Genomic DNA, 12762 nt, shown 5'->3' on the forward strand with positions numbered 1-12762 from the left:
GGGGCCAGGCTACGCCGACGCGCCCGGTGCGGTGAGCCCACGGGCCGCGCCGCCGACGCCAACCGGTCGGCCTAGGGTCTGTCCGATGGGTCGCGTGGAGCAAGGAGCGGCGTCTGGTGCGTGCGATCGCAAGGCGCCGGGATGTCCTCGTAGCGGAGCTACTAGGACATTTCGGCAACGCGGCGAGCGTGCGTGCCAGACGCCGCGACGCCGCGCCGACCCATCGGACAGGCCCTAGGGCGCCCGGGGCCCGCCGACCGCCGCCACGCTCGCGCCCTCCTCGGTGCGGCCGCGCACGGAGAGGGCCGCACCCTTGGGGGCGCGGACGGCGAGGGTGTTGCCGTCCTCGGTGGCGCGGGCGTCCCCGGTGACGGTGAGCCGGCGGATGTCCCTGCTGCCCGCCGCGAGGACGTAACGGCGTCCGGAGTCCGTCGTCCACGCGGTGCTGGCCACGACGTGCTGGCCGAAGCGGCTGCACGCGGCGGTGGACCGGTCGCGGGCGACGAGGCGGGCGGGCGCGGTGGCCGTGCGCGCGGGCGGGCGCAGGTGCACCTGGATGTCGCCGGGCCCGGCCCACGTGGAGATGCGGATGCAGGACCAGACGGCACGGCCGCCGCGCTCGGGCAGGTCCTGCTCCGCGAAGTCCCACAGGTTCACCGCGCGGACGCCGTCGTCGCGCAGGGCGCGCAGGGCGCACGCGGTGCGGGCCCAGGCCGTGAGCGCGGCGGGTCCGGTGGCCTCGCGCGGCTGCCGCGCGGGGGCGCCGGAGTGCGGGGACGGGGTGTAGCCGAGGTGGGCGGGGGTGAGGCCGCCGAGGTCGGTGACGAGGAAGGCGTGCTTCTCCACGATCCGCACGGACGACCGGAGTTGGAGGACCGGCAGGCCCGAGCACGCGCCTCCTGTTCCGGGTGTGTCGACGGGGTCGGTGATCCCGTCCTTCGTGGTGTGCAGCGGGCGTCCGGGGGTGTCGGGGCGCAGCAGGTCCCGGGTCTGCGCCTCGGCGATCCAGGGCGCGGCGAGGTAGCGCACGGCGCCGTCGTGGCGTGCGACGACGAGGGCGGCCGCGGTGGTGACTCCGGCCTCGTCGGTGCGCGCGACGTCGAGCGCCGGGCGGTCCGGGGAGTCGAGGGGTTCGCTGTACCGCACGACCCGGTCGCTGTCGTGGAGCAGGACCACGGCACGGCCGTCGACGTCGCCCGCGTACAGGAGGTGGGCACCGCGCGTGGGCGGCACCAGGGCGGTGGCCCTCGCCCCGGTCACGGCGGTGCCGGGCGGCGGCGCGGCCCAGGTGTCCAGGGCCCGGGTGAGGAGCGCGTCGTCGTCGGTGCGCCCGCCTCTGGCGGGCCAGGCGGTGAAGTCGACGCGCGCGGTGTCGGCCCAGGTGGCGTCGGAGGTGTGCACGAGGTGGGCGGGGGTGACCCGCGGCGCCCGGACCGGGCGCGTCCGCGCGTCCTCGGGAGGGCCCGCCGGTGAGGAGGAGACGGTGAGCACCGTGCCGCACGCCGTCACCGCCGCGACGAGGCAGCCGAACCGGACGCGGTGCCTGCGCCGCAGCAGGTCGGTCGGGCGGGTCCGGACGGAGCAGGCGTCGAACTCCGCGGAGCCCAGCAGGGTCCGCGCGTCGGTGCCCGTGGGGGCGCGCAGGTCCTCGGCAGCGGCCAGGGCCGCGTCCGGGTCCTTCTCCCCTACGGCCAGGAGCAGTTCGCGCACGCGCTCGTCCGGCATGTCGTCGCCGCAGCGCAGGGCGAGGACGGCGCGCGCGGCGGGTGGGGCTCCGGCGAGCATCCGGCTGAGCGCGATCTCCTCGGCACCGCCCGCGTGCGGGGTGAGCCGCAGCCCCCATACCACCGGAAGGCGGGGCCGGAGAGCGCGCGGCGGGGGTACGCGCGCGGGCCAGCCGCGCGGGCGCCGGTCGTACGCGAGCGCCGACCGCAGGACGCGCGCGTACAGCCAGTCCGCTTCGGCGGCCGCGCCGTCAGTGCGCTGCCGGGGCAGGAGCGCGGCCGCGGGCAGGCGCGGCAGCGCGCGCTGCACCAGTGCCTGTGCGACAAGTACCTTGCGGTGCCTGCCGAGTTCGGGAGGGAGGGTGAGGTAGGCCAGGCGCACCAGGTGGGCGTACCGGTCGACCAGCGTGGCCTCGGTCCGTTCCAGTCGGCCGGTGGAGGGTGGGGGTGCCGTACGTCGCCGTGCTGAGGACATTGATCACAAAGCCTTCCAACGGCTGTAGGCGAGTTGCTGTCACCCCCCTCCCAACGAGTGAATCTTGGGATGGTCACCACGGCATCCGCCCGCCGCGTTCGCCCGTCGTACGGCGCCGTGTCACGGCGCGGTCAGTAGAGGACGGTGCACCAGCGGTTGAAGACGCACGCCTCGCCGTCGCCCCCTGTCCCGCGCGCTGCTCGCGCGGCGGTCGAGGGCTCCGGGTCGGTGCCGGTGCTCCGCGGCCGGGGCGGGGGCACGGCGCCGAGGGGACGGTGGGGTGCGGGGTCCGCGTGCGGTCCGTTGATCACATCTTTCGGAGGCATGCGTACTTCAACGACCGCGCGGAAAGCGAGGACACGCGCGACGGACCGGGGCCCGCCGTGCGTGCTTGCCGTGCGCTCTTGCCGTGCGTGCTTGCCGTGCGGGAGGGCGACGCGGTCCGCGTACGTCAGGCGGTGGTGCTCCCCGCCGTGACCGCCGCAGTCGCCGCGGCCACGAAGGCGGCGATCGCCGGATGGCCTGCGCTGCCCGCGCGGAAGGCGACCTTCGAGCGGCGGAACAGGGGCAGTTCGGTCAGGGCCAGGCCCGCGGGGCCCTGCGCGGTGGCCGTTGCGGGGACGAGACCGGCGCCTTGGCCGGTGGCGGCCAGGGCCAGGACCGTGCGGAAGTCGTTGACCTGGTGGCGGATGCGCGGCTGGAACCCGGCGGCCTGGCAGGCGCGCACGGCCATGGCGTGGCCGGTGGTGCCGTCCCGTGCGGTGATCCACGGGGCCTCGGCGTAGGGCCCGAGCAGTTCCGCCAGGGTCCCGCCGCGGCCGGTGGCCCGGGTTGCGGCACTGGTGACGAGGTACATCGGCTCGTCCACCAGGGGGATCTCGTCGACCGTGGTGTCCGGTGTCGCGGGGACGAAGTCGTAGTCGTGGACGAGGGCCACGTCGAGCTCACCGGCCCGCAGGCCGTCGGAGACGCGCGCGGAGTCGATCTCCCGCACCATCGGCTCCAGCGCGGGATGCCGTCGGGCGAGCTCCGCCAGGGCCGCCGGCACGATGGTGTGGCCGCCGGAGGGGAAGGTCCCGATGCGCAGCGGCCCGCCGACGCCCTCCCGCGCGCTGGCCAGCTCGGAGACCGCGACCTCAAGGCGTTGCAGCACGGCGTCGGCGTGGGCGACGAGGGTCCGGCCCGCGGGGGTGAGCACCACCCGTCTGCCGCTGCGCTCCAGCAGGGGCACGCCCGCCTCGCGCTCCAGGACGCCCAGTTGCTGGGAGACCGCGGACGCGGTGAAGGTCAGCGCATCGGCCACGGCGGCGATGGTGCCCCGCCGGTCCAGTTCGCGCAGCAGGGAGAGACGTCGCACATCGAGCATAAGTTCAGCTTAGGCATGGAGATAGAAATCGGAAATGGATCTACCGGGTCGGTGTGCGCCAGGGTTGACTCATGAAGCCCGAACCGAACTTCCACGGCCTGTACGTCCCCTTGGTGACCCCCTTCACCGACGACCTGCGCCTGGCCCCCGACGCGCTCGCCCGCCTCGCCGACGAGGCGCTCTCGGCCGGTGCCTCCGGGCTGGTCGCCCTCGGCACCACCGCGGAGGTGACCACGCTGACCGAGGCGGAGCGGCAGACGGTGGTGCGCGTCTGCGCGGCCGCCTGCCGGGCGCACGGCGCCCCGCTGGTCGTCGGGGTCGGCACGGGTGACACCGCGGCCGCCATCAGATCGCTGCGCGCCCTGGCCGCCACCGGCGACGCGGCGGCGGCGCTGGTCCCCGCGCCTCCCTACGTCCGGCCGGGCGAGGCGGGGACGGTGGCGCACTTCACCGCGCTGGCCGCGGAGGGTGGCGTACCGCTGATCGTGTACGACATCCCCTACCGCACCGGACAGTCGTTGAGCGCGCGCACCGTCGCCGCGCTCGGCAGGCTGCCGGGGATCGTCGGGACCAAGCACGCCACCGGCGCGATCGACGCGACGACGGTGGAGCTGCTCGGCTCTCCTCCGCCCGGCTTCGCCGTGCTCGGCGGGGACGACGCCGTCATCTCACCGCTCGTCGCGGCGGGCGCGCACGGCGGGATCCTCGCGTCGGCCAACCTGCGCACCGCCGAGTACGCCGAGCTGATCGCGCTGTGGCGCCGCGGCGCCGCCGGGCCCGCCCGCGCGCTGGGAGCGGATCTCGCCCGGTTCTCCGCCGCCCTCTTCGCCGAGCCCAACCCGACCGTGATCAAGGGCGTGCTGCACGCCCAGGGGCGCATCCCCAGCGCGGCCGTCCGGCTGCCGCTGCTGCCCGCCTCCCCCGACGCGGTCCGCCGGGCCCGGGACCTCGCGCGACAACTGCCCCTGGGTGAACTCGCCTTGGTCTGACATGCCGGCCGAGGGCGCTTCGGGCTTCGGGTGGAGGAACGCGCGGGCCTGGTCCGCGGCGCGGGCGATGCCCTCGCTGACGAAGTCGACGAAGCGGGCGATGCTCTCCAGGCGCGCGGCGGCCGGGGTGCCGGTGCCGAGGACGCCGATGCCCTCGCGTGCGGTCGCCCCGACCTGGGCGGCGCTCCGGGCTCCGGCCATCGTCGACTGGTACCAGACGTCGTCGTCGACGACGTAGCGCTCGCGGCGGCGTTCGTCGCGCTCCCGGCGGACGAGGCCCTGGCCGTCGAGGAACGCGATCGCCTTGGAGACGGACGCCGGGCTGACCTGGAGGCGCCGGACGAGTTCGGACGCGGTGAGGCTGCCCGCGTCGGTGAGGGTGAGGCAGGCCATCACCCGGGCCGTCATCGTGGGCATGCCCGACGCCATGAGGACGGTGGTGAACATCTCCTCGTACGCACGCACCGCCTCGGCGTCGCGTCCGTAGGGCTGCGGGGACGCCTCCGCCCCGCGGGACGCGGCCTGCCTGCGCCGCCGGGCGCGGCGCTCGGTGGCGCGGTGGGCCAGGTCGGCGCGGTAGGTGGTGGGGCCGCCGTTGCGCATGACCTCGCGCGTGACGGTCGAGGTCGGGCGGTCGAGGCGGCGGGCGATCTCCGCGTAGGCGAGGCCGTCGGCCAGTCCCAGCGCGATGTGCTGACGCTCCCGCTGGGTGAGTCTGCCTCCCGGCATCGCGGTCTCCTTCGTGCTCCGTGGTGCCTCCACCGTAGAGTCCGCCCCCTTTCCAGTGCAACGATCAGGGCACGGTCGTTGCACTGGAAGTGCAGGCATTGCAACGTGAGTTGAGCTCCAGCTGGAGACATGGAAGCTTGATGCAACGAATGCGTCAGGGAGATCCTTGAAAGCAACGTAGCGTTTCTGCATGGGGAAACAGTGACCGATGCCAGCGGGCGCGCCGGATGCGGACGCGTCAGGCGACGTGCTCGGCGAAGGCCCGCGGGTTGTCGAGCATGATGGTGTGCCCGGCGTCCGGGACGGTGACGATCCGGACGCCCGCGGCCTCCAGTTCGGCTCTGCCGGTCAGTGGCTGGGAGCGCGCCCCGAGCAGGACCGTGCGCGCGATCGTCAGCTCGGCAAGGAGTTCGCGGGCGGCCGGGGTGGTTCCCGCGCGCAGGCCGAGGGCGCTGCGGTGCAGGGCGACGGGGTCGGTCAGGCGCAGGGTCGCGGCCCAGAGCGGTTCGACCCGCTCCAGGAACCGGGCCATCCCGCTGTCGGCGAACTCCCGCTCGGTGAAGGCGGTGATGCCGAAGGCGCCCGGTGCGGGCGGAGGCACCGGGTCGAGGGCGGGCTCGGCCAGGACGAGGCGGGAGACCAGGTCCGGCCGCCGGGCGGCCAGTGCGATCGCGACGGCGCCGCCCATGCTGTGGGCGACGACCTCGGGGCCGCCGACGCCCTCGCCGTCCAGGGCCCGGGCCACGGCGTCGGCGTGGTCCTCGATGCGGTAGCCGAAGTCCGCGGGCCGATCGCTGAGGCCGAAGCCCAGCAGGTCCATCATCAGGGTGCGCCGGCCGGTCAGCGGCGGCAGGGTCATCACGTGGGTGAAGTAGGCCGCCGACTGACCGCCCGCGCCGTGGAGGCAGACGCGGGCCGGTGTGTCCCCGGCGATCTCCACCCAGCGGATCCGGGCGTCGCCCGGTCCAACGTGCGCGTCTCGCATGGTTCCTCGCCTTCGGACGGGCCGTCGTGGCCCGGTGTGGTGTGCCGTGGTGCGGGGTCCGCCCGCCGCCGTACGCGGTCGGCGGGCGGACCCCCGTGCCGTCAGACCGGCTGGTAGCTCAGGTCCAGGACGCCGGTGGAGAAGGTCGTCGAGCGGGTGAGCCTCAGCGGCACCCGCTCGGAACCCTCGGGGAAGAGCCGCGTGCCGGTCCCCAGCACGATCGGGTGGACCAGCAGGCGCAGTTCGTCGACGAGCCCGGCCGCGATCAGGGTGCGGGTCAGGCCTATGCTGCCGGTCAGGGTGATGTTCCCGCCCGGCTGCTGCTTGAGCTCCTTGACCGCGGTGACGACGTCTCCTTCGATGACCGCCGAGTTGTTCCAGTCGGCGCTGGTCATCGTGGTGGAGGCGACCAGCTTGCGGATGCCGTTGATGGCGTCGGCCATCTCACCGCTCTGCTGGGGCCAGACGGCGGCGAACGACTCGTAGGTCTTGCGGCCCAGGAGCAGCGTGTCGGCCCCGGCGTACATCTCGCCGACCGCGGCGCCCATCTCGTCGTTCATGTACGGGAAGTGCCAGGTCTCCGGCGCCTCCACGACGCCGTCGAGGGAGATGAACAGCCCGGTCACGATGGTGCGTGGTGCGGTCATGCGGTTCCTCCTGGTGGTGGGTCGTCCTTCGGGTCCCGCCGAGCCTCGCCGGGCGCGGGGTCCCGGCCGGGCGCGATGCCGTGCCCGGCCGGGGTGCTCCGGTCCGGCGGGTGGCTCAGCGAAGCTTGTGGTGAGGGTGGCGGCGGACGTGCGGGTCCGCCGGGCCGAGTGGGGTGCCGACGGCGCCGGTCAGCGCCTGCGCGTCAGGCGCCCGCGGCGGTCACGTGCCGTCAACCAGCCTTGACAAGGCCTTACTTGGCGAAGCGCTCGATGACATCCCCGCGCGAAGCGTGTACTCGCCGACCGCTACGGCCAGCGCGGTCTAGGCCTTCGCAGCGGAGGCCGCGAGACGGTAGCGCAGCAGGGTCGACCGGCCGTCGGAGGTGCGGGACTCCACCGGGTCCAACTCCGTCCGGTGCTCGGTGAGGTGAGCGGCCAGGCCGGTGCCGCCGAAGAGCACGAGATCCGTGCCGGATTCCTTCAGGGCGGGCCAGTCGAATGCGCCGTCCGGATCCTCCATGCGACCGTCGAGGGACTGGTGGACGAGGTGGATGAGCTTTCCCAAGGTCTTCAACCGTTCTGTCGCTCCGGGCACCCCGGCGGCCCCGGCCCGCTCCGACCGGAGCGTCGGACACCTCTCGTCACGGGGCAGCGCGATGACACGGGCGGAGGTGCCCGCGACCGGGCCAGTTCCTGACCCCGGGACGGAAAGCTATGTTGCGTTCATGGGAGAGTCAAACAACTGAACGCCCCTGTACGGCATTTCCCCAGGTGAAATGCTACTAACCGTTGCAACGGACGTGCCGGTGAACGCAACCGGGCGGGCCAGGTTTTGCAATGACCTGACAGTGAACGCGCACCGCCCCCACCATGTCGCGGAGGGCGGAACCCGCGCGGTCAGTGCGCCTGACGAAGGCCCGCGACGAGAAGCGCGACCACCTGGCGGGGGTCGTAGCGCGGGTCGCTCTCGGCCCCGATGCAGAGGTTTCCGATGCCGCGCATCAGCTGGTAGGCGTCGACGCCGGGCCGGATCTCGCCCGCGGCGGCGGCAGCGTCGAGGAGCTGGGCGCACACCGGCAGGAGGCGGTCGAGGAAGTAGGTGTGCAGCGCCTCGAAGCCGGTGCTGTCGCTCCGCATCGCGGCGGCCAGGCCGTGCTTGGTGACCAGGAAGTCGACGAAGAGGTCGACCCACTCCCCGAGGGCGGCGTGCGGGGTGGGGCCCGCCGCCAGCAGGGCCGGGCCCGCCTCGGCGCAGGCGTCGACCTGATGGCGGTAGACGGCGATGATCAGGTCCGCCCTGGTCGGGAAGTGCCGGTAGATCGTGCCCATCCCGACCCCGGCCTCGGCCGCGATGTCGCGCACCGGGGCCTCCACTCCCGAGGTGACGAACACGGCGGCCGCCGCGTCCAGCAGGGCCTGTTGATTGCGCCGGGCGTCCTTGCGCCTGGGCTCCGCCACGCCGGCCACGCCCTCGTCACCCACGCCCTCGCCGCTCTCGTCCATCGCGGTACCCCTCTCGAAACGAACCCTTGCGAAACGGAACAGTGCTCCGTATCGTTGGCGGAGCAACGTTCCGCTTTGCTCATGATGCCAGAGCGGGGGCGCGGCCCCGAGGACTGCCGTGCGCCCCCGTATGCCCTCCGGCTCCTCTTCCCGCGCCCGCCCCGGCACCGCCGTACGCCGGAGCCGGCGTGGTGCCCGCGCCCCGCACACCGAACGGAAGCACTCACCGACATGCCCCACTCGCAGATCACGCCCGTACAGCAGACCGCGCACGCACCCGCCACGGTGGTGTCCGCGAAGCCCGTCGTCCTGCCCGCCCCGGGCCGCGGCGAGGACCTCCAAGTCCGTGTGTCCGCCCCCGCGACCGGCAGTGACCTGCCCGCCGTCGTCTTCTCGCACGGCTTCGGCTGGTCGATGAACGGCTACGCCCCGCTCGCGGACCACTGGGCCGCGCGGGGCTTCGTGGTCGTGCAGCCCACCCATCTGGACTCCAGGACGCTCGGCATCCCCGCCGACGATCCCCGTACGCCACGGATCTGGCGGTTCCGCGTCGAGGACCTCACGCGCGCCCTGGACGGACTCGACACGCTCGAAGCCGCCGTGCCGGGCCTGAACGGGCGCGTCGACCACGACCGCGTCGCCGTGGCGGGCCACTCCTGGGGGGCCCAGACGGCGAGCACGCTGCTGGGTGCGCGCGTCCTCGACGCCGACGGCGTACCCGGCGAGGACCTGTCCGACCCCCGTGTCACAGCGGGGGTGTTGCTCGCGCTCACCGGGCTCGGCGACAGCCTGACCCCGTTCGCCGTCGAGCACCTTCCCTTCATGAGGCCGTCCTTCACCACCATGACCGCGCCCGCGCTCGTCGTCGCCGGGGACAGCGACGACTCCGCCCTGTCCACGCGCGGACCGGACTGGTTCACCGACGCCTACACGTACAGCCCGGGTGACAAGAGCCTGCTCACCCTGTTCGGCGCGGAGCACTCCCTCGGCGGCATCCCCGGCCACGAAGCCGCCGAGACGACCGACGAGAGCCCCGCACGGGTCGCCCTCCTCCAGCAGCTCACCACCGCCTTCCTGCGCGGTGCCCTCCACCCCGAGGTCACCGATTGGCGGGATGCGGTCACCGCGCTGGAGGAAGACCCCGATCCGCTGGGAAAGGTGCAGAGCAAGTGAGGCCCGCTCTCGGCCCGGCCGCTCTGCGGCCGAAATGCCCGCAGGCGCTTATGAATTGACCCACAGGAAGCAGTATGCGGTGTTACGCTGAATCGGCAGAATCCCCATTTTGTGCGCCTCGCAGAGAAGGGCATCGCCCCATGGCCCACCAGGTCGATTCCACCGAAACACTCCTCTCCTACGTCCGCGACGTATCTCTACGGGACGATGACATCCTCAGAGAGCTGCGAGAGGAGACGGCGCTGCTGCCCGGTGGTGCGGCACTGCAAGTCATGGCGGAGGAAGGCCAGTTACTCGGCCTGCTCGTCGGACTCGTCGGCGCGCGGGCCGTGCTGGAGATCGGCACCTTCACCGGATACAGCACCCTGTGCGCGGCCCGGGCGCTCCCCGCCGACGGCACGGTCGTGACCTGCGACATCAGCGACCGTTGGCCGGACGTCGGCGTCCCGTACTGGAAGCGGGCCGGCGTCGACGGCCGGATCGACCTGCGGATCGGGGACGCGGTGGACACCCTGGACGGGCTGCTCGCCGAGCGCGGGCCCGGCGCCTTCGACCTCGTCTTCATCGACGCCGACAAGGTCAACTACCCCACCTATTACGAGAAGTCCCTCGCCCTCACCCGGAGCGGCGGCCTCATCGTCATCGACAATACGCTGTTCTTCGGACGGGTCGCCGACCCGGAATTCGACGACGCCGACACGGTGGCCATTCGCGAATTGAACGCGGCGCTCGCCGACGACGCGCGTGTGGACATGTCGCTGCTCGTGATGGCGGACGGCATCACCCTCGCCCGTAAACGCTGAGGATGCGGCTCGGGGAATGGCCCGGTACGAGTGGCGCTCGTACCGGGCTTTCCTTTTTCCGGACCGCATTCCAGACCGGCTCTCCGGGCCGGATCCGTCGTTCTAGCTCAGATCCACCGCGTGCACCGCGATCGTCGTCGACGCCGGGCGCCGCCCGGGGCGCAGATGCAGGCGCTGGAGGTGCTCGTCCGCCGCCTGCGGGAGCGTCGCCACGCAGGAGCAGGGGTCGTCGTCCGCGAAGCCCGCGAAGCGGTAGGCGATCTCCATCATGCGGTTGCGGTCGGTGGGCCGGAAGTCGGCCACCAGATGGGTGCCCGCCCGGGCCGCCTCGTCCACCAGCCAGTTGAGGAGGGTGGCCCCGGCGCCGAAGGACACCACGCGGCAGGAGGTGGCGAGGAGCTTGAGGTGCCAGGCCTGCGGTCGGCGCTCCAGGAGCAGCACGCCGACCGCCCCGTGCGGGCCGAACCGGTCGGTGAGCGTGACCACCAGGACCTCGTGGTCGGGGTCGGTGAGCAGCCGCCGCAGATCGGCGTCGGAGTAGTGCACGCCGGTGGCGTTCATCTGGCTGGTGCGCAGGGTGAGTTCCTCGACCCGCGACAGCTCGTCGCCGGTGGCGCGGCTGATGCGCATGTCCAGGTCGAGGGAGCGCAGGAAGTCCTCGTCGGGGCCGGTCGCCTCGGCGCGGGCGGCCTCGCGGCGGAAGCCCGCCTGGTACATCTCGCGCCGCCGCCGGGAGTCCACCGTCCGCAGGGCCGGGGTGAACTCCGGCAGGCCCGGCAGGTCCAGGGCCGCGTCGGCCGGGTAGCAGCGGACCTCGGGCAGGTGGTAGGTGACCTCGGCCCGCTCGGTGGGCTGGTCGTCGATGAAGGCGATGGCGGTGAGGGCGAAGTTGAGGGTGTCGGCTATCCGGCGCACGGACTGCGACTTGGCGCCCCAGCCGATCTGCGGCAGCACGAAGTACTCGGCGAGGCCGAGCTCCTCCAGACGGGCCCACGCCGTCTCGTGGTCGTTCTTGCTCGCCACCGACTGCAGGACGCCGCGGGAGTCCAGCTCCACTATGACGTCCCTCACGGCGTCGGGCAGGGTCACCTCGCCGTCCTCCAGGAGGGTGCCCCGCCACAGGGTGTTGTCGAGGTCCCAGACCAGGCACTTCAGTACGGGAGCAGGGGGCGCGGCGGACGCGTCGCGCGTCCCCGCCGTCACCGCGGTCGTGTTCGCTCTGGTGGTCGTCACTCCGGTTCCCTTCACGCGCTGCCGAGGACGTGCCGCGCGAGCATGAGCTGGCACATCTCGTTGCTTCCTTCGATGATTTCCATCAGCTTGGCGTCGCGGTGGGCGCGGGCCACGGGGTGGCCGTCCTGGGCCCCGGCCGAGGCCAGGACCTGGACGGCGGTGGCCGCGCCGCGGGCCGCGTTGCCCGCGCTGACGTGCTTGGCCAGGACGGTGGCGACGACCTGCTCGGGCGAGCCCTCGTCCCAGCACCGCGAGGCGTGCTCGCAGGCCCGCGTCGCCGTCCGCTCGGCGACGTACAGCTCGGCGAGATGGCGGGCCACGAGCTGGTGCTCGCCCAGCGGGGCGCCGAACTGCTCCCGGGTGGCCGCGTGCCGGGCCGCCGCCGTGAGACAGCCGCGCAGGATGCCCACGCACCCCCACGCCACGGACATGCGCCCGTACGCGAGGGCGGTGGTCACCAGGAGCGGCAGGGGCAGGGCCGCGCCGCCGAGGACATGCGTCGCGGGCACCCGCACCCCGTCGAGGGAGATGTCGGCGTGCCCGGCCGCGCGGCAGCCGAGCGGGTCGGCGACGCGGGTGACGCGGACGCCGGGGGTGTCCGCGGGCACGACGACGGCCACGGCGTCGTCCCCACCGGCCGCCCCCGAGCCCGCCTCCGAGCCCGCCTCCGCGTGGAATGCGTCCTCTGCGTACTTGCCGAACACGACGAGGAGGTCGGCGTAGTGCGCGGCGGTGACCCAGACCTTGTGGCCGTCGAGGACGACCGTGTCGCCGTCCCGGCGGACGCGGGTGGTCATCGCGGAGAGGTCGCTGCCCGCGGCGCGTTCGCTGAAGCCCGCCGCGGCGAGCTCGCCGCCGGTGAGGCGGGGCAGGAACGCCGCCTGCTGCTCGGGGGTGGCGAAGCGCTCGATCGTCCAGGCGGCCATGCCCTGGGAGGTCATGACGCTCCGCACCGAACTGCACAGGCTGCCGACGTGCGCGGTGAACGCGCCCGCGGCCGCGCTGTCCAGGCCCCAACCGCCGTACGCCGCCGGGACCTGGGCGCACAGCCGTCCCTCGGCGCCGAGGCCGCGCAGCAGGTCGACGGGCAGCGTCCCCGCCCGGTCCCAGGCGTCGGCCTCGGCGGCTATCAGGC

General features: G+C 73.6%; 12 protein-coding genes and 1 pseudogene. 3 read left to right on the top strand and 10 right to left on the bottom strand.

All coding sequences use genetic code 11. The features are described 5' to 3' along the window. Positions 1-234: 234 nt before the first annotated feature. The 3 genes from MQV74_RS04690 to MQV74_RS04700 form a co-directional block, all read right to left on the bottom strand. On the bottom strand, positions 235-2199 hold the full coding sequence (locus MQV74_RS04690) for a hypothetical protein (protein ID WP_242714744.1): 1965 nt from the start codon (positions 2197-2199) through the stop codon (positions 235-237). A gap of 131 nt (positions 2200-2330) precedes the next feature. Continuing rightward, positions 2331-2525 (bottom strand): hypothetical protein, encoded by a 195-nt coding sequence (locus tag MQV74_RS04695; protein WP_242714745.1) that lies wholly within the window; start codon positions 2523-2525, stop codon positions 2331-2333. 125 nt (positions 2526-2650) lie between these two features. Beyond that, positions 2651-3565: a LysR family transcriptional regulator gene (locus MQV74_RS04700; RefSeq protein ID WP_242714746.1), complete on the bottom strand. Its 915-nt coding sequence runs from the start codon at positions 3563-3565 to the stop codon at positions 2651-2653. A gap of 71 nt (positions 3566-3636) precedes the next feature. Here MQV74_RS04700 and MQV74_RS04705 point away from each other — a divergent pair, with 71 nt between their 5' ends. Further along, the gene (locus MQV74_RS04705) at positions 3637-4554 is read left to right on the top strand and encodes a dihydrodipicolinate synthase family protein (protein ID WP_242714747.1); all 918 of its coding nucleotides are present in this window, start codon (positions 3637-3639) and stop codon (positions 4552-4554) included. Positions 4555-4557: 3 nt separating this feature from the next. On the opposite strand, the pseudogene MQV74_RS04710 reads toward MQV74_RS04705, so the two are convergent. The 5 genes and pseudogenes from MQV74_RS04710 to MQV74_RS04730 form a co-directional block, all read right to left on the bottom strand. Beyond that, a pseudogene (locus MQV74_RS04710) lies at positions 4558-5283 on the bottom strand (helix-turn-helix domain-containing protein); the annotation flags it as partial. 238 nt (positions 5284-5521) lie between these two features. Then, positions 5522-6268, bottom strand: coding sequence for an alpha/beta fold hydrolase (locus MQV74_RS04715; RefSeq protein ID WP_242714748.1), 747 nt, complete (start codon positions 6266-6268; stop codon positions 5522-5524). A gap of 101 nt (positions 6269-6369) precedes the next feature. Then, on the bottom strand, positions 6370-6915 hold the full coding sequence (locus MQV74_RS04720; protein WP_242714749.1) for a dihydrofolate reductase family protein: 546 nt from the start codon (positions 6913-6915) through the stop codon (positions 6370-6372). 322 nt (positions 6916-7237) lie between these two features. Beyond that, complete coding sequence (locus MQV74_RS04725; RefSeq protein WP_242714750.1) at positions 7238-7480, bottom strand: hypothetical protein; 243 nt, start codon at positions 7478-7480, stop codon at positions 7238-7240. A gap of 332 nt (positions 7481-7812) precedes the next feature. Further along, complete coding sequence (locus tag MQV74_RS04730; protein ID WP_242714751.1) at positions 7813-8418, bottom strand: TetR/AcrR family transcriptional regulator; 606 nt, start codon at positions 8416-8418, stop codon at positions 7813-7815. Positions 8419-8649: 231 nt separating this feature from the next. Here MQV74_RS04730 and MQV74_RS04735 point away from each other — a divergent pair, with 231 nt between their 5' ends. Then, on the top strand, positions 8650-9591 hold the full coding sequence (locus MQV74_RS04735; RefSeq protein ID WP_242714752.1) for an alpha/beta hydrolase family protein: 942 nt from the start codon (positions 8650-8652) through the stop codon (positions 9589-9591). A gap of 140 nt (positions 9592-9731) precedes the next feature. After that, entirely contained in the window at positions 9732-10394 is a 663-nt protein-coding gene (locus MQV74_RS04740; RefSeq protein ID WP_242714753.1) for a class I SAM-dependent methyltransferase, read from the top strand. Positions 10395-10496: 102 nt separating this feature from the next. Here MQV74_RS04740 and MQV74_RS04745 read toward each other — a convergent pair whose 3' ends face one another. Next, positions 10497-11549 carry an HAD-IIIC family phosphatase gene (locus MQV74_RS04745; RefSeq protein ID WP_242728505.1) on the bottom strand — a complete coding sequence of 351 codons (1053 nt, stop codon included), beginning with the start codon at positions 11547-11549 and terminating at the stop codon, positions 10497-10499. A gap of 89 nt (positions 11550-11638) precedes the next feature. After that, positions 11639-12760, bottom strand: coding sequence for an acyl-CoA dehydrogenase family protein (locus tag MQV74_RS04750; protein ID WP_242728506.1), 1122 nt, complete (start codon positions 12758-12760; stop codon positions 11639-11641). Between the last annotated feature and the right edge of the window lie 2 nt (positions 12761-12762).

Origin of the sequence: Streptomyces sp. AN091965, assembly GCF_022698285.1 — a bacterium.
Lineage (GTDB): Bacteria > Actinomycetota > Actinomycetes > Streptomycetales > Streptomycetaceae > Streptomyces.